Genomic DNA, 16,412 nt, shown 5'->3' with positions numbered 1-16,412 from the left:
GGCATCAGCAGACGAGGCCTATTCTGTCCGGCGTACAGGTATGCCTCGTGATTGTTCCTATTCCTCAACAATCCGGTTGATCCCTCTCCGACAAACGGCGGATTTTCGCCCTGTAAGCGTCAGGAACGCGTATAATGGCGATAGAGCAGAGCCAATGAGACCTGCGCTATAAAGAGATGCATTCATGGTTGAAGGGGGGAAGACCTTTATGATCCGCTTTGCACGAGTGGTGCTGCTGGCGTTGATCCTCGCGGTGCTCATGTCGCTGATGCCGTCGAAGGCGGCGCAGGCGCAGCTTGAAGACTCGGTTCCGACCGCGGAACTCGATCCGACGTTCGCCGTCGAATGGATGGACTTACTGTATCAACGGATCATGGCGGAAAGCTACAACCCGCCGTCCGCGGCGCGCCTGTATGGCTACGCGGGCGTGACCCTGTACGAAGCGGTTGTGTGGGGTATCCCGACGAATCGCTCGCTGGTCGGGCAGCTCAACGGCCTGAACGATTTGCCATACCCGGATGATGGGATTTACGATTGGACGACGGTCGCCAATGCGGCGCTCAACACGACGCTTAACGGCTTGATGTTCGAAGCGGGCAGCGAAACACACGACGCCTTCAATGCGTTCTATGCGGAACAAATCGCCAAGTCAGAAACCGAGATCGACGAAGACGTGCTCAATCGCTCCATCCAGTATGGTCAGGAACTGGGCAAGGGCATTCTCGCGTGGGCCGATACTGACAATTACCGCGAAACGCGCGATCTCGAATATGAAATCCCGACCGGATCGCCAGATTTGTGGATCGCGACCAACCCGGATCTGCCGCCCGTGGAACCGTTCTGGGGTGAAATCCGCACCTTTGCGCTCGATTACACCGATGTGTGCGATGTCCCGCTCGACATGCCGTTCAGCGATGACCCCGAATCGACCTTCTATCAGCAGTCACTGGAAGTGATGAACACGGGCGACGACCTCGACCGCGAACAGCGTGATATTGCGGAGTATTGGCTCGATAACCTGGGCGAAACGGGGACGCCGGCAGGGCACTGGCTGTTGATCGAGAACCAAATGGTCGATCACCTGGATCTCACGCTCGATGTGGCGGCGCAGATGTACGGCATGACCAATATGGCGATGGCCGACGCGTTCACCTCGTGCTGGGGGCTCAAGTACCGCGTGCTGCTGCTGCGCCCCGAAACCTATATTCAGGAATACATCAGCCCGCGCTGGCGTCCTTACATCACGACGCCGATGTTCCCCGAATATCCGTCCGGGCACTCGGTGGTCTCGGGCGCGGCGGCGGAAATGCTGACCACACTGTTCGGTCAGGTGGCCTTCACCGATACCGCGAAGGTCCAGTTCGGCATGGCGCCGCGCTCGTACACCTCGTTTGACGCGGCGGCCACGGAAGCAGCGATCTCGCGCCTGTACGGCGGCATTCACTACCGGACGGCTATCGAAAACGGCGTTGATATGGGCGAGTGCGTCACCAATCACCTGCTGGATCGCATCATCATGAATCAGATCACGCAGGGCGAGTAATTTCCCGCTCTCACTACCGTTCGCCGAAACCCCCGCTATAATCAGCGGGGGTTTTTGCTGGATAGAAAGAGAGTCGCATGTGCAGTGGCGCTGCCTTCATCATCGGTTTGATCCTTCTGTTTAAAGGCAATACGCGCTTGTTTGAACGCAATCTCCCCGCGCCCAAAGTGCGCGTCATTGGGATGATTCTCATGGCTCCCTTCATCATCGCAGTGTGCGCGGGTTTCACGCTGGTTTCGGCGGTGATCGACGAAAATACGACCTTGACGATCTGGTCAGTTCACCGGATGCAGAACGTGACCATGATCGAATACGGCGCGCTGGCGTTGGCCGTGCTGCTGGCGGCGTACAACATCTTCACGCTGCCCAAAGAAGCGCCGCTGACCGCGCCGCCGTCGCAGCGCTTCTCGTTTGATACCCCGCCGAGCGTAGGCGAAGTGCCGAAGATTATGACGGTGGAAGAGGTGGCGCTCTATCTGCGGGTGAGTCCTGATGAGGTGCTGCGGCTAATCAATGAGGGCAAGCTCGGCGCGGCGCGCATTGGCAGCACGTACCGCATTGCGCGGATCGCCGTCGAAGATTTCATGGCGCGGAAAGAATAAAGTTCACAGTGATCAGTTGACAGTTCACAGTAAAAACAGTTTTTAGCTGTCAACTGTGAACTGTCAACTGTGAACTGACTTTACCCCTCGTAATACCCATCGATCAGCGTCAGCGCCTGATCAAGCCCCGCCAGACCGTCTTGCAACTGCGCTTCGCTCACCGTGAGCGGCGGCGTATTGAAGATCATGTTCCAGCGCGTGAAGACGTTCATACCGGATTCCTTGAGTGACTTGGCGACCTTCTGCATCGGCTCGGTGAGCGGCTTGTTGTAATCGCTGAGCGGTTCGCGCGTGTCCCGGTTCTTGACCAGTTCCAGCACCTGATGCAGCCCCGCGCCGCGCACTTCCCCGATGACCGGGTGCTTTTCCGCGAGGTCGTTTAAGCCCTTGCGCAGCACCTTGCCCATGTCACGCGCCCGTTCGATCAGGTTTTCTTCGCGGTAAACCTCAATCGTGGCGATACCCGCCGCCATCGCCAGCGTGTGCGCGCTGTAGGTCAAGCCCGCCCACAGGGTGTTCTTGTCGAAGTGCGCGGCGATTTTCTCGCTGACAATGGTCGCGCCGAGCGGCACGTAACCGGACGTGATCCCCTTCGCCATGACCATGATGTCGGGCTGCGCGTTCGGGTAGTGGTCGATGCCGAACCATTCGCCCGTGCGCCCAAAACCGCTCATGACTTCGTCCACAATCAACAGAATGCCGTATTTGTCGCACAGCGTGCGCAACCCGTTGAAATAGACCGCGCTCGGCTGAATGACGCCGCTCGTGCCGCTGTAGCCTTCCACGAGGATCGCGGCGCAGTTTTCCGGGCCTTCGCGAATGATGATGTCGTCGATCAGCTCGATGATGATCGCATCGCCTTCTTCCTGCGTGCGCCCCCGGTAGACTGGGTTGCGGTACGAATACGGATCGGGCGTGCGCACAATCCACGGGACGCCGGGCTCATTCGCCAAACGGCGCGGATCGCCACCCGCGCTGGCCGCCGCGAACGTGCCGCCGTGATAGGAGTTATAGCGGGTGAGGATCTTCTCGCGACCGGTATACAACCGCGCCGCTTTCATCGCATTTTCGATGGCATCCGTGCCGCCATTGGCGAACAGCGTCTTGGTCAGGGTGCCGGGGGTGACTTCCGCCAGCAGTTCGCCGAGCCGACCGCGTTCCGGCGTGCCGAACGAGGGATTCACATAGCACAGCTTGGCCGCCTGTTCCTGAATGGCGCGCACGACTTTCGGGTGACTGTGACCGATGTTGACGTTGACCAACTGCGACGCCCAGTCGAGATAGCGTTTGCCGTCCGCGTCGTACACGTAGACGCCTTCGCCGCGCTCGATGATGGTCGGGTTCCACGCGCCCTGCGCTGACCAACTGACGAGCGTGAAATCCTTGTTCTGCTGAACCATTTCAGCCGTAGACATGGTGACTCCTAAAGAAAGAAAGGCTTTTATGCTGGCGGGGATTGTAATCGAAAAGGGAAAGAAAGAAAAAGAGGTTCACAGTAGACAGTTCACAGTTAAGACGGTCTTTCACTGTCTACTGTGAACTGTCTACTGTTCACTGATAACTCGTCTTACGAACTCGGTTCGGTGGTGGCGGCGGCGTCTTCTGATGTGCTGTACACCCGGTTGATCGGGACGCCGCACGTGATCAGGAATTCTTCGAAGGCGGCGAGGCGGTCGGTGTTCGGTTCTTCGAGCGCCTGCTCCATCTCGTAGCCCTCTTGCAACCACGGCGAGGCGACATTGCAGTTGCCCGCGTTGGCGTAGGTTCGCCCCGCGCGCAGGTAGTATTTCGGATCGGTCGGGTTGGTGTTCATCAGGCGATCATAGGTTTGCAGCGCGTCGTCCAGTTCGAGGCTGGTGAGCTGAATCGTCGCCAGATAGTCGAGGCACGATACATTCGCCGGGTCGGCGGTGACGCAGCGCTCAATATAGTCGCGCGCTTTATTCGGGTCGCCATACGTCTGCATCCAGAAGAAGCCGAGCGCGTAGAGCGCGTCGAGATTATTCGGGTTCTGCTCGACCACGGCTTCGAGCTGTTCCAGCCCGACATCCGCCGCACCTAGCCCCCAGTTCGCCCAGGCCAGTTCGACGGCGATGTGCGGCAGGTTGGGCGCGAGCTCGTAGGCGGTTTGCAGATCCGCTTGGTAAGCCGCTTGATCGAAGTTCGCCGCCAGATTCCACAGCCCGCGCACGTAGAACACCGCCGGATTCTCCGGGTCGATTTCCAGCGCGCGGTCGAGCGTCTGCTCGGCCATTGACGGCATCCCGGCATCGCTGTAGGCGAGCGCCATGTAGGCGAGCGCGGTCGCATTGTTCGGGTCAAGCGAGAGCGCTTGTAACGCGCTGGCGACCGCTTCCGGATAGCGATCATTGCGGGCGAGGGCGAAGGCCCGGATCGCCCAGGCATCCGACGAGAATGGATCTGCGGTGACGGTTTCTTCAGCGGCGGGTAAGGCTTCGGCGGCGCGCCCTTCGATCAGCAGGCCATAGGTGTACTGGTAGTACACACGGGCATCATTGGGCGCTCCCGCTTTGGCCTGTTCGTACTCATCCAGCGCCGTTTCGACCGCGCCCTGCGTCCAGAGCGCGTCGGCGCGCGCGATGCGCTGACTCGGGTCACTGGTGGGCAGCGGCGTCGGCGCGGCGGCGGTCGCCAGCCCGCTTTGCGCATCGTTCACGCGGTCGCGGATGAATTCCTGCACGGGTGGCCCGAACTCATCGCGCCGCTCGTAAATCTGGTAGCCGCCGAAGATGATGATCGGCGTCAAAATCCACAGCCACAGCCAGCGCAAGCTGGAAACCATATGGCGCTTTTGCCGCTTGCCCACCCGATATTTCTTGGGCGTATTCAAACGCATATTCATAGCGTGCTTACCCGGTAAATGTGCGGAATTGGTGTGGATGGGCGCATACAGGCTCGCGTCCACCACGGGCAGACACCTAGGTCTGCCCCTACGAAATCGACTTGTAACACCACCTAGCTCCCGATGGGTGTCGGCGGGATGGGCGTAGGCGTTGGCGGCTGCGGCAAGGCGCGTCCGGCGTAGCCTTCGCAGTTTTCGGTGATCAGGCGCAGACCGTTGATCGTGTTGATGATGACCGGATCCTCATCATCCGCCACCAGCGAGACGGCGCGCTGGCGGGTGAGCGCATCGCTCAGGATCGTCCAGGCGTCGTTGCACTCGCCGAGATAGTAATGAGACAGCCCGCGCAGATAGTAGCACTCGATCTCGTCGGAACCGAGCTCGACGCACGTTTTGAACGACTCGATGGCACCTTCATAGTTGCGCTGCGGATACATCGTCTGCCCAAGCGCGCGCCAGGCCTGCGGATACTGCGGGTTGATGGTGAGCGCATCCTCGCAGTAGCCTTGCCCGCGGCGGTGCTCCCCGATTTCGGTGTAGGTTTCGCACAAGCGCAGATAGGCTTTCGCATTCTGCGGCTGGAAGGACAGCACCTGTTCATAGGTAGCAATGGCCAGCGCATAATAGTCGAGGCCGCCGTTCGCGTCGCGTTTGGCGAGCGTGCGATACATACTGGCGAGTTCAAAGTAGGGCGAGGCGAGGTTCGGGTTGAGCGCGACCGCCTGCTCCAGTTGGTCGAGCGCTTCTTCGTAGCGTCCCACCCAGATCAGCGCCAGCGCATATACGCGCCGCGCCGACGGGTCGAGCGGATCGAGGCGGATCGCTTCTTCCGCGGAGTCGAGCGCCACGTCGTAGCGGTCGATCTGGCGGTAGGCGCTGCTCAAGGCGGTGTAGAGCGGCGAGAAATTGCGGTCACGCTGCAAGCCCGCCTGTGCGATCGGTACGGCGTTGGCCGGGTCACCATTCAGATCAATGGCCCGTGCCTTGATAACGTAACCGCGTGGATCGTTCGAGTTGGCGTTGATCGCCTGATCGCCGATGGCGATGGCGTCCTGATAATAACCGGGCTCGTCGACGCCAAGTTCCAGCAGGACTCGTCCATATTCATACATGTAATCGACATTTTGCGGCTGCTGCAGCACCGCCCGGCGGAAATAGTCGCGCGCGCCCTGCATATCCCCGGACATGAACAAGTTCATGCCCTGCGTCGCCAATTCACTGGCGAAGGGAGTCGGCGGCGGCGCTTGCCCGATCATATCGAGAGCCATCAACTGCAACTTGGAAAATTGACTGTCGACGAAGAAGAGAAAGGCGCCAATGAAGAGGAAGTAGAGCAGAATCCAGCGCCATGTCCCGCGTTTTTTCCGATGGTCACGGAAGAGCGGTTTCGTATAGTCGCGTTTGATCTGCATAGTTTCTTACGAAGTTACCTCATTAGTGTAATAGCTTGTGCTTGATTGCACTCAGTGTCCATTATACTGATCTCAGGGCGCTTGTTCTAGAGAGGTTCATTTCGGCGTGACGCTGGCCATCAATGCTCTGACCATTAATACCGTATTGGGAGCGGCCTGCATTCTCGTGATGCTGGCGCTGACCTTGTACGCTTGGTCACGGCAGGATAACTTTACCGGCGGGCGCTTGTTTTCGCTGCTGATACTGTGCGAAGCGATTGAAGTTGCGGGCTACACGTTGGAAATCATCAGCCCCGGCCCGGCCATGTCGCTGACCGCCAGCAAAATTCAGTATATCGGCGTGTTCAGTGTGCTGCTGTGGTTCATCTTCACCCTGAAATTCGCTGGGTACGGGGCTATCGCGGAGCGCGTCGGCTGGTTTTTGGCGATTGTGCCCACTGGCATTTTCGCGCTGGCCGTCACCAATGAACTGCACGGGCTGATCTGGCGCGACATCCATGTGCTGACGACGCCCGCTTTCAACGTGTTTCAGGCGGAATATGGGCCGGTGTTTTACGTGTATTTCGTGTATACGGTGCTGCTGCTGGGCAGCGGCGTGGGGCTGCTGGTGCGCGCGCATGTCCGCCAGTGGCGGTTGTATCGCTGGCAGATGATCCTGTGGCTAGCGGGCACGCTGATCCCTGCCGCGGGGCAGTATGCGACCGTGTTTGGCTGGTACTTGATCGAAGGCGTCCACCCGATCCCGATCAGCTATTTGGTCGGCGCGGGGCTGCTAACAATTGCCGTGTTCCGGCTGCGCTTCGTCGAAGTGCTGCCCGTGCCCTACGAAACGATCTTCACCAGTTCGCCCAATCCGGTGATCGTGTGTGATCTCAAGCGGCGGGTGCTGGTGTTCAATCCCGCGGCCAAGCCGTTTGTGCAGGCCACGCGCGGCGAGGTCATTGGCCTGCCGCTAACGGCAGCGTGCCCCGAACTGGCGCGGGCGCTCGGTGATCAGTTTGACGCGGAGGACGTGCATTTCAAGGGCGCGGATTATAAGGTGCGGGTCGCGCCGTCACTGTCGCGTTCCGGGCAAATGCGCGGCCACATCATCATCCTGAGCGATATCACCCTCATCCGACAGGTCGAACGCGAACAGCAGGCGCTGCTGGCGCGCATCAGCCGCCTTGAAGAATTGAAGACGGAAATGATCCGCATGGGCGCGCACGATCTCAAAACGCCGCTCGGCATGATCAAGGGGTATCTCGAACTGATCCGCGAACAGGACCCCGCCATGCCGATCAGCGACGTGCAGACCTATCTCGAACATATGGATCGGGCGTCGAGCAAGATTTTCCAGATCGTCAACGATATCTTTTCATTGGATCGCATCGAACGGATGGCCGCCGAGCAGACGATGGCACAGGTCGACCTGACCGCGCTGGTCAGAGAGACGGCGGATGGCATGAGCCGATCAGCCGCGGACAAGCCGCTGACCTACACGGTGAGCATTGCTGATGCGCCGCTTTCCGTCTGCGGTGACTCCGTGCAGCTCCGCGAGGCCGTGACCAACCTGATCAGCAACGCCATCAAATACACGCCGCCGGGCGGGACCGTGCGCGTACGGCTGTACACCGAATCCGATCAGATCGCGTTTGCGGTGACCGACACGGGTGTGGGCATCCCCGCCGAGATGCAGGCGAAGCTCTTTCACCCGTTCTACCGGGTGCGCACGCGGGAAACAGTCAAAATCGAAGGGACGGGGTTAGGCCTGTACCTCGTCAAGGGGATCGTCGAGCGGCACTCCGGCAGCATGTTCCTCCAGAGCGAGTATGGCACGGGCAGCACGTTTGGTTTTCGCCTGCCGCCTTATCAGGGCACAGCGTAGAGATCAGCCTTACCCCACCCCCGGCCCTGTCAGGGGTAGGTTTTTAATTGTAGGGACGAGGCATGCCTCGTCCTCGGTAGAAAATCGCACCAGAACCGCTCCGCGTAACGCTTTGATTTTCCTCACTTATGGAAATAGATGACGGATGGGTTGCCCTCTCCAGAGAAAGACAGGACGAGGCATGAGGGTGTTTAAAAAGTGATAAACTGGGGGCATGAGCGAAAAACGGAAAACATATCCCAGTGATTTGAGTGACGGGGAGTGGGCGCACATCGAGGCCCTCATCCCTGCGGTGGAAGCCCGGCGGACGTCCAGCCCGCTACGCGCGCCGTGAAGTCGTTAACGCCATCCTGTACGTGCTGCGGACAGGGGAAGTTGGCGGATGCTGCCGCATGACTTTCCGCCTTGGGAAACCGTGTATGGTTACTTTCGTCGGTGGTGTCAGGCGGGCGTTTGGCACCAACTTCATGCGCAGTTACGCACGACATGGCGCACGGAAACCGGGCGGGATCCTGTCCGAGTGCCGGGGCGCTCGACAGCCAAAGCGTGGAAAACGACGGAAAAAAGGGGGCGCAAAGGCTGGGACGGACACACAACATGTGAACGGGCGTAAGCGTCATCTGCTCGTGGATAGCCAAGGTCTGGTGCTCGGCGTGCATATCACCAGCGCCGCTGTCCGCGATGAGCACGGCGGTGCCTACCTACTCCGCAAAGTTAGGGCGTCTTACCCCCGTCTCGAGGTACTTTGGGTCGATGGTGGCTATGAAGGTTTGTTTCGCGCTTATGCATGGCACATCCAGGGGCTTGAGGTGCAGATGAGTATCCAGCAGAAAGCGCGGGCGTACGCTGTGACCTCCAAACGATGGGTCGTTGAGCGAACCTTCGCTTGGTTGGGACGGTACCGACGCCTGAGCAAGGATTACGAATACCTGTGTCAGACCAGTGAAAACTGGATTTATGTGGCGATGAGCCATCTCTTGGTCAGACGTTTGGCGCGCATGAGGGCTTTTTAAACACCCTCATGCCTCGTCCCTACAGGTTTTTTGGCGAAGGAACCCCAGGTTCCATTGGGAACCATGAAAAACCTACCCCTGTCAGCACCCCCGGCCTCTCCCCGAATTCAGGGAGGGGAGCCAGAAGTATCCCGCAGACCGAAACAGTTTTCGTAGGGACGCGATTTATCGCGTCCGCTGATCGCTATGCCCCTCGCCCGTGGGAGAGGGGACTTAGGGGTGAGGCGGATCGCCCTTACAGCGTCATGGCGAACCAGTCCGCCGTCGCCTTGATGGTCGCTTCCGCCAAGGTCTGATCCTCGGTCAGCACGTTGTAGATGTGATCCGCGCCGGGGACGAGGTACGAGGCGCGGAGCGCGCCCTGCGCATGTTCGCGGTACCAGTCGAGAAAGTCGGCGGAGCCATCTTCCGACCCGGCGACCACCATGAACGAACCCGTGTAGTTCGGGAATTCCGTCTGATAGTCGAAGTCTTCCAACCCGGTGAAGAAGCCATTACCCAGCGTGACCATGCGCCAGCCGAGGTCGATCTCGACTGTGCCATTGGCCGCGGCGGCGTCAAAGTTCTCCTGCGTCAATTCTTCGATGAAGATGTCGCGCAGGTTACCAAACGTTGACCACAGCGCCATCGACTTGAAGGCGTCGGGGTTTTCGCCCGCGGTGAACACGGTGATCCCGCCGCCGAGGCTGAAACCGAGAATGCCGAGGCGCGATGCATCGACGCCGTCCAGACTTTGGAGGTATTGGAGCGCGACTTCCGCGTCCGCAACCATGCCGCTGACCGTGCTCTCGGCCATGTCGCCCGCGCTTTCGCCCCAACCGCTGAAGTCGATGCGCAGGGAGCCAATGCCGCGTTCGGCGAGGGCGGCGGCGAGGCGCAGGTACATATCGCCGACTTCATTGCGTGAGCTGGCGAAGCCATGCAGCATGAGCACAGCGGGAACGGGAGAGTCTGATTCCGGTACATTCAGCGTCCCGACGACGCCATTCTCAAGAGTGATCACAGTTTCTCCATCATTGACGGGGGCGGCATCCTGAGCCAACGCGACTCCGGCGAAGCTCAACAGGCACACGAGCGTGAGCGCAAAGGCGAACAAACGCAGTTTCATAATGGTGCTCCTTCAAAAGAGAATATACCCTGTGGAGTATAGCTCTGTGGCGGTGAATGGGGGCGGTGGTAGCGGCTGATTAGGGCTGGGAGTAGGATCAAGTCGAGATTGGTTGCACCTAGGATGGTGGTTATGAACAACACGATTCTTGCAGCGGACGCGGCGGTTGATCTCCAACTGCACACGTTGTACAGCGACGGAACATGGACGCCGGAAGCGCTCATCGATCACTTGATGGCTGAACAGTTCGCGCTGGCTGCCATCACCGATCATGATCGTGTGGATATCACGCCGCTGCTGCAGGCAGTCGCCGCGGCGAAAGGCTTTCATCTGCTGGTCGCCGTGGAAATGAGTACCCATTGGCACGGGGAACTGATTGATGTACTCTGTTTTGGCTTCGACCCGGCGGCGAACGCGCTGCAGCCTGTGGCCGATGGCCTCCTACGGCGACAGCAGGCGAATATACGCCAGACCGTCGAGGCGATTGCGCAAGCGGGCTATCCGCTCTCACCGGTGGCTGTCGAGGCGCTGCTCGCTCAGCCCGCCGTGCAGCAGCCCCATCGGTTGGTCGATCTCGTGCGGCAGCAGGGGTACGGCACGCCGGAACGCTCGCCGGGGCGGCTGCTGGTCGATTCCGGCTTGCAGCAGATCACGGTGGACATTGCCGAGGTCGTCGAGTCGGCGCATGCCAGCGGGGTGTGTGCCTGATCGCGCATCCTGGTCGCGGTGACGGTTACCTGTGCTTCGACAGCGCGTCACTCGATGCCCTGCGCGCTGAAGTCCCGATTGATGGCTTCGAAGTGCATTATCCCAAACATTCGTCGGAACAGATCGCCCTGTACCAGGCCTACGCCGATCAGCACCACTTGTTGACGAGCGCGGGGTCGGATTCGCATACGCCGGACAAACCGCCGATCAAATACCGCGCGGCGTGGTGTCGCCCCCTGCTAGAGCGATTGGGTCTTCAGGTGCAGATGTAGTGTAACGAAGCGGGTCTTAGGCGACCGGTGCGCGACCTCGCGCTTGTTCTGGCGTGCGCATCGACATCAGCGGGACGCCAATGCCATAAGTGACGAAGTCGCCAACGGGCTGGATTTCAATCACGCACATGTCGCTTAGGTCACCCGGATTCTTGGCGCAGCAGCGACTTCAAGACATCCTTGCTCACAGATGCGGCACTTTGCACAGTTGCCTGACCGGAAAAGGTGATCGTCGCCGCGGGGGATTTTGATCCAGAACAGGAAGGGAATGCGCTTGGCAATCGGCACGGTCACCGAAACATGCGCATTTTGGGTCATATGCCGCGCTTTCCACGTGTCTTTGCCTGTGACAACGTAGAGCCTGTGCTCGTGCACGATGTAGACCACGCCGACCGTGCGCGCCTCGCCTTTTTCCGTCACCATGCCCAAGACGGCAAAGAGTTCCTGTTTAAGGCTTGACCAAACCACTTCACTGGCTAGCTGCAGTACCATGCTGACCTCCAACTCGCTGCATTCCACCACAGATTTTGATGGTAAACCGAGCGGCTGGAGTCGGCACTGACAAATGCCACGGTTTAGGGGAATCGATGATCACGCTTTCGGGGGGACGAGGCGCGCCTCGTTCCCCCACGAGGCACACCGAATCTAAGGCGAGGTGCCTTCGGTATGGCTTTCTGGCGGGGTATAGACCGTCACGCTGAACGGGATCGGATCGCTGGTTTCGACCGTGCCATCGGCCAGCGTCGCCTGCGCGACCAGTTCCCAATCCCCTTGTTCGAGCGGCCACCACAGCGCCCACGGCTCGGCCTCGACTGTGCCGAGCGTCTCGCCATTCATGGCATACGTCACCGATTCCGTGCCCGACGGCGCGCCGACCGTCAGGCGCAGGCGCTGCGCTTCGACCGGAAGCTGCGGCGAAATCTGGAAGATGGTGTACGGATCAGGTTCGAGCAGGCGCAGACCGTCATCGTCGTCGGTCTGCACGATCTCGGCGGCGGTGGGCGGTGGCGTGATGCCGTTGCGAATGCCCCAATCGCGCGCTTCCTGCGGCAGCACCAGATATATCCGGTCGAGGCGGTCGGCTTCGGGCGTGGCGTCATCGGCCAACTGCCCGGTGCGGCGGTCGATCGTGAACGTCTGGTAGAAGTTGTCGTATTCGGTTGGCTCGGTGCCGGGGATGAACCACTCGACGCGGCGGCGCGGGCATTCCGGCGTCGCCAGCAGACCGCTCACCGCGCAGACTTCGAGCCGCAGCAGATCTGTCCGCTGAGGGAATTCGAGTTCCGGTTGACCAGTCAGTACTTCGCGCATGAACGCGTTCCAGATGGGCGCTGCGCCGCTCACGCCCGTCACGTCGACCATCGGCGTGTTGTCGGCGTTGCCCACCCACACCCCGCCCACCAGATTCGGCGTGTAGCCGACGATCCAGTTGTCGCGATAATCGGTCGTCGTGCCGGTTTTGGCCGCCGCAGGTCGCCCGATATTGAGCGCGCTGCGCCGTCCAAACCCCTGCAGGCGGGCCTCGTCGTCGCTCAGAATGTCGGTGATGAGGAAGGCGACGCGCTCGTCGATCACGCGCTGCGTCAGCGGGCGTCTCTGCCATTCGTAGAGTACCTGGCCGCCGCGATCCGTGACCTTGAGGATGAACACCGGGTCAATGTGGTAACCGCCGTTCGGGAAAATGCTGTAGGCCTGCACGAGGTCCAGCAGGCGGATTTCGCCGCCACCGAGCGTGACTGAGAGATCAAGATTCGTGTTGCCGGAGAGCGTGGTCAAGCCGGCGTTCGCCGCCAATTCGATCAAGGTGCTCACACCGACGTGTTCGAGCGTGACGACCGCCGGGATATTCATGGAAGAGGCCAGCGCCTCGCGGATGAGCACTGGGCCATGTTCGACCAGCCCGAAGTTGGCGGGCGTGTAGCTCTCCAGGCGTCGGGTGACGAACGGTGTCTCCACGTCGAGGATCATGGTGGCGGGCGTCCACGGATCGGGGCTCGTCGGGTCGAAGGCGGCGGCATAGGTGAAAGGCTTGAGCGTGCTGCCCGGTTGGCGGTTGGCCAGTGCCGCGTTGACCGCGCCATCAATGGCCTCGTCGAAATAGTTCGGGCTGCCGAGCAGAGTCAGCACCTGCCCGGTATACGGATCAAGGGCGACGACGGCGGCATTGTTGGCGTTGGCGGGCTGGCGACCGCCCGCTGCCGGGTGATTCAACCCGTCGAGCTGGCGGTTGACGATGCGTTCCGCGGCGCGCTGCCAGTCGAGATCGACCGTCGTGATGACGTCAAGACCGTCGCGGTAGAGCGCATCGGGATAGTCGCGTTCCAACTGCTTGATCACCGCCATGACGAAGTGCGGCGCTTCGATGGGGAAGGGGCTGGCCGCGAATTGGAGTTCGTCATTGCGCGCGAGTTCCGCCGTCGCTGCGTCGAGATAGCCGTACTGCACCATCAGGTTGAGCACCACGGCTTGGCGATCTTTGGCCGCTTCGAGGTTGGTCAGCGGATCGTACACGGCGGGCGATTGGAGCAGCCCCGCCAGCAAAGCGCATTCCGCTAGCGAGAGATCCGGCGCGGACTTGCCGAAGTAGGCTTGCGCCGCCGCTTCGATGCCGTAGGCGAGGTTGCCGAAATACGACTGATTCAGGTAGAGCGCGAGGATGTCGGCTTTGCTGTAGGCAGTTTGCAGGCGCAGGGCGAGGATGCTCTCGCGCAGCTTGCGGCGCAGCGACCGCTCGGCGCGCTGCTGCGGGTCGAGCAGGAGCGTGCGCGCCACCTGCTGCGTGATCGTGCTGCCGCCCGCCAATACTTCGCCGCCGCTCACGTTGATCCACACCGCGCGGGCGATGCCGACCACATCGACGCCGGGATGGTTGTAAAAATTGGCGTCTTCGGTGGCGATCACCGCGTCGCGGCAGTGCTGCGGGATGCTCTCCAGCGGGATCGCGGTGTTGCGCCCGCCCGTTTCGCTGTCGGCGAGGATCTCGTAGAGCAGCGTGCCGTTGCGGTCATAGATGCGCGTGGACGGCAGCGTCAGGCCCGCGTGAATCTGATCGATGCTCGGCAGATCGGCGAACAGCCACGCATACATCGTCACTGCGAACACCGCGCCCAGCGCCGCGGCGATCACACCGAGTTTCTGCCAGCGTTTGAGCGCGCGCAAACCGTTTCAGCATGGTCAATCTTTCACACGCGCCAGAGCGGCGCGTAATCGTCCGACAGGGCTTTGACGCTCCGCCACAACCGCTCAACCTCGGCGACTGACGCGGCGAGATCCGCGCCGGGGTGGCGCAGCAGGGCTCGAAAGCCGCCAGATAGCCTTCCGGCTTGATGGCGAACGCGGCGATCTTGTCCTGCGAGCGTTTGTCGCCCGCGAAATACGTCTCATTGAGCGCATACAGCATGCGTGAGCTTGTACAGCATGCGCGTGATGCAACCGACCGTGTTGTAGGCGTCCCCGGTGGCCGCGAAGCCCTGCGCGTGATAGAGCGTGAATTCCGCGCTCCACAGGCTGCCCGTGATCATCTGTGCTTTGAGGGCGGGCGGATACGTCGCGACCGCCGCTTTGAGGGGCGGCGATCACGCCGTCGGGATCGTAGACGGGGACACAGTCGTGCGTTTCGGCGAGGTAGATGGTGCTGTGAAAGCCGAAGGTCGGCTGCTGCTCGTAGTCGGTGTGCGTGTGCCCGGCATGCGCTTCGTCGATGGTGCGGCGCACATGCTCGACGCTCCGGTAAAGGAAGTCGACTTTGCCCGCCCGCGTCTTGATCCACGCGCCGCCGTTGACCCACGCGCCCCACTGGTAAAAGCCCGTGACTGTGGGCGTACCCTCGGCGCTGATCGCTTCGGCGATAGCGCGGATAGCGGCGAGGTCGAACGGCGCGGCGTCGTGGTAGTAGAGCGCGAGGTCGAGATCGGAATCGGGACGCGCGGTGCCACGCGCCAGCGACCCGCCGATCACCACCGCGGCCATGCCGGGCACGGCGGTCAAGCGCGGGAGCAGGTCGTCAAGGAAGGCTTGTTTATCATCAGGTAGTTTAATCATCATGAGCTTAATTTTACCGGAAATTGCGGTGACGGGTGCGCGCCGCTTGCATGACGCCTGCCCTATGCTGACCCGCTGCGCTCAAACGGACTGCTGCCCGATTGATCACGGAATTCTCATGCCTAATCTGTACAGTGTAGGGACTGTGGTGGAGTGTAAGGAAACGAGACATGACTCAGCCTATTCGCGTTCTCGGCATTTCGGGGAGCCTAAGACAAGGATCGTATAACAGCGCGCTGCTCCGGGCAGCGGGACACCTGCTGCCGGAAGGCATGACCTTGGACACAGCCGATCTCAGCGGCATCCCACTGTACAACGATGATGTACGGGCGCAGGGTTATCCTGACGCGGTGCAGGACTTCCGCGAGCAGATCTCGGCGGCGGACGCGCTGCTGATCGCCACGCCGGAATACAATTTCTCGATTCCCGGCGTGCTCAAAAACGCCATCGATTGGGCGTCGCGCCCCGATGCTAACAAGCAGGTGCCGCTCAAGGGTAAACCGGTCGCCATGCTCGGCGCATCGACCGGGCTGTTCGGCACGGTGCGCGCGCAGCATCATCTGCGGCAGGTGCTGGTGTACACCGATAACCCGGTCGTCAACACGCCGCAGGTGCTGGTGATGACGGCGAAAGACAAGTTTGACGCCAACCTGCACCTCACCGACGAGGCAACGCGCGGTTTTATGCGCGACCTGCTCAAGAACCTCGCGGTGCTGGTCAACATGTACCGCGCGCAGGGACAGACTGCCGGGGTGTAGTTCACCCCACCCCCGTCCCCTCCCCGACTTCAGCTGAGGAGAGGACATGTTTGGGAAAGGGTTGAAAGCAGGAGTTCATCGTTCCACTGGTAGCGACCAAGCAAACCGAGTATGAGCGATGAACTATCCATTACTGTACCAATGGGAGAGACTGTTGTCAGCCCATTTACCGGGTTTTCAATAGTTGGCAACGAGCGAATGTGGCGCTGTTTAGCTACGGGGTGA

General features: G+C 60.7%; 14 protein-coding genes and 1 pseudogene. 7 read left to right on the top strand and 8 right to left on the bottom strand.

The genetic code is table 11. From position 1 onward, the window contains the following. The first annotated feature begins 208 nt into the window (after positions 1-208). Complete coding sequence (locus IPK17_RS13790; RefSeq protein ID WP_343418278.1) at positions 209-1,543, top strand: vanadium-dependent haloperoxidase; 1,335 nt, start codon at positions 209-211, stop codon at positions 1,541-1,543. Between the two features lie 77 nt (positions 1,544-1,620). Then, positions 1,621-2,145 (top strand): helix-turn-helix domain-containing protein, encoded by a 525-nt coding sequence (locus IPK17_RS13785; protein WP_343418277.1) that lies wholly within the window; start codon positions 1,621-1,623, stop codon positions 2,143-2,145. A gap of 80 nt (positions 2,146-2,225) precedes the next feature. Here the strand turns inward: IPK17_RS13785 and IPK17_RS13780 are convergent, their stop codons facing one another. From IPK17_RS13780 to IPK17_RS13770, 3 genes are all read right to left on the bottom strand, one after another. Then, on the bottom strand, positions 2,226-3,560 hold the full coding sequence (locus tag IPK17_RS13780; RefSeq protein WP_343418276.1) for an aminotransferase class III-fold pyridoxal phosphate-dependent enzyme: 1,335 nt from the start codon (positions 3,558-3,560) through the stop codon (positions 2,226-2,228). 152 nt (positions 3,561-3,712) lie between these two features. Next, complete coding sequence (locus tag IPK17_RS13775) at positions 3,713-5,074, bottom strand: tetratricopeptide repeat protein (RefSeq protein WP_343418275.1); 1,362 nt, start codon at positions 5,072-5,074, stop codon at positions 3,713-3,715. A 47-nt stretch (positions 5,075-5,121) separates the two neighbouring features. Continuing rightward, a complete protein-coding gene (locus IPK17_RS13770) occupies positions 5,122-6,420 on the bottom strand; it encodes a tetratricopeptide repeat protein (RefSeq protein WP_343418274.1) in 1,299 nt (432 codons plus the stop codon). A gap of 106 nt (positions 6,421-6,526) precedes the next feature. Between IPK17_RS13770 and IPK17_RS13765 the strand changes: the two genes are divergently transcribed. Continuing rightward, the gene (locus IPK17_RS13765; protein WP_343418273.1) at positions 6,527-8,287 is read left to right on the top strand and encodes a sensor histidine kinase; all 1,761 of its coding nucleotides are present in this window, start codon (positions 6,527-6,529) and stop codon (positions 8,285-8,287) included. A gap of 214 nt (positions 8,288-8,501) precedes the next feature. Then, positions 8,502-9,300 (top strand): annotated as a pseudogene (locus tag IPK17_RS13760) (IS5 family transposase). Positions 9,301-9,535: 235 nt separating this feature from the next. On the opposite strand, the gene IPK17_RS13755 reads toward IPK17_RS13760, so the two are convergent. Next, positions 9,536-10,408, bottom strand: a complete 873-nt coding sequence (locus IPK17_RS13755; protein ID WP_343418272.1) for an alpha/beta hydrolase family protein — start codon at positions 10,406-10,408, stop codon at positions 9,536-9,538. A gap of 132 nt (positions 10,409-10,540) precedes the next feature. Here IPK17_RS13755 and IPK17_RS13750 point away from each other — a divergent pair, with 132 nt between their 5' ends. Beyond that, on the top strand, positions 10,541-11,116 hold the full coding sequence (locus IPK17_RS13750) for a PHP domain-containing protein (RefSeq protein WP_343418271.1): 576 nt from the start codon (positions 10,541-10,543) through the stop codon (positions 11,114-11,116). Then, on the top strand, positions 11,107-11,388 hold the full coding sequence (locus IPK17_RS13745) for a PHP domain-containing protein (protein WP_343418270.1): 282 nt from the start codon (positions 11,107-11,109) through the stop codon (positions 11,386-11,388). The genes IPK17_RS13750 and IPK17_RS13745 overlap by 10 nt, the downstream gene beginning before the upstream one ends. A gap of 135 nt (positions 11,389-11,523) precedes the next feature. Here the strand turns inward: IPK17_RS13745 and IPK17_RS13740 are convergent, their stop codons facing one another. The 3 genes from IPK17_RS13740 to IPK17_RS13730 form a co-directional block, all read right to left on the bottom strand. Beyond that, positions 11,524-11,880, bottom strand: a complete 357-nt coding sequence (locus tag IPK17_RS13740) for a pyridoxamine 5'-phosphate oxidase family protein (RefSeq protein ID WP_343418269.1) — start codon at positions 11,878-11,880, stop codon at positions 11,524-11,526. 153 nt (positions 11,881-12,033) lie between these two features. Beyond that, positions 12,034-14,547, bottom strand: a complete 2,514-nt coding sequence (locus IPK17_RS13735) for a transglycosylase domain-containing protein (RefSeq protein ID WP_343418268.1) — start codon at positions 14,545-14,547, stop codon at positions 12,034-12,036. An 84-nt stretch (positions 14,548-14,631) separates the two neighbouring features. After that, entirely contained in the window at positions 14,632-15,432 is an 801-nt protein-coding gene (locus IPK17_RS13730; RefSeq protein WP_343418267.1) for a nucleotidyltransferase family protein, read from the bottom strand. Between the two features lie 167 nt (positions 15,433-15,599). Between IPK17_RS13730 and IPK17_RS13725 the strand changes: the two genes are divergently transcribed. After that, positions 15,600-16,187, top strand: coding sequence for an NADPH-dependent FMN reductase (locus tag IPK17_RS13725; RefSeq protein ID WP_343418266.1), 588 nt, complete (start codon positions 15,600-15,602; stop codon positions 16,185-16,187). A 29-nt stretch (positions 16,188-16,216) separates the two neighbouring features. Here the strand turns inward: IPK17_RS13725 and IPK17_RS13720 are convergent. Further along, a partial coding sequence (locus IPK17_RS13720; protein WP_343418265.1) for a hypothetical protein occupies positions 16,217-16,412 on the bottom strand: 196 nt, incomplete at its 5' end.

The organism is Candidatus Flexifilum breve (assembly GCF_016713355.1).
This window is presented reverse-complemented; position numbering and strand designations above follow the sequence as displayed.

Excerpts from the sequence above, each read along its gene's own strand:
- IPK17_RS13755 (WP_343418272.1), bottom strand. The coding sequence starts at position 10,408 with ATGAAACTGCGTTTGTTCGCCTTTGCGCTCACGCTCGTGTGCCTGTTG.
- IPK17_RS13730 (WP_343418267.1), bottom strand. The coding sequence starts at position 15,432 with ATGATGATTAAACTACCTGATGATAAACAAGCCTTCCTTGACGACCTG.
- IPK17_RS13725 (WP_343418266.1), top strand. The coding sequence starts at position 15,600 with ATGACTCAGCCTATTCGCGTTCTCGGCATTTCGGGGAGCCTAAGACAA.
- IPK17_RS13790 (WP_343418278.1), top strand. The coding sequence starts at position 209 with ATGATCCGCTTTGCACGAGTGGTGCTGCTGGCGTTGATCCTCGCGGTG.
- IPK17_RS13785 (WP_343418277.1), top strand. The coding sequence starts at position 1,621 with ATGTGCAGTGGCGCTGCCTTCATCATCGGTTTGATCCTTCTGTTTAAA.
- IPK17_RS13740 (WP_343418269.1), bottom strand. The coding sequence starts at position 11,880 with ATGGTACTGCAGCTAGCCAGTGAAGTGGTTTGGTCAAGCCTTAAACAG.
- IPK17_RS13780 (WP_343418276.1), bottom strand. The coding sequence starts at position 3,560 with ATGTCTACGGCTGAAATGGTTCAGCAGAACAAGGATTTCACGCTCGTC.
- IPK17_RS13750 (WP_343418271.1), top strand. The coding sequence starts at position 10,541 with ATGAACAACACGATTCTTGCAGCGGACGCGGCGGTTGATCTCCAACTG.
- IPK17_RS13770 (WP_343418274.1), bottom strand. The coding sequence starts at position 6,420 with ATGCAGATCAAACGCGACTATACGAAACCGCTCTTCCGTGACCATCGG.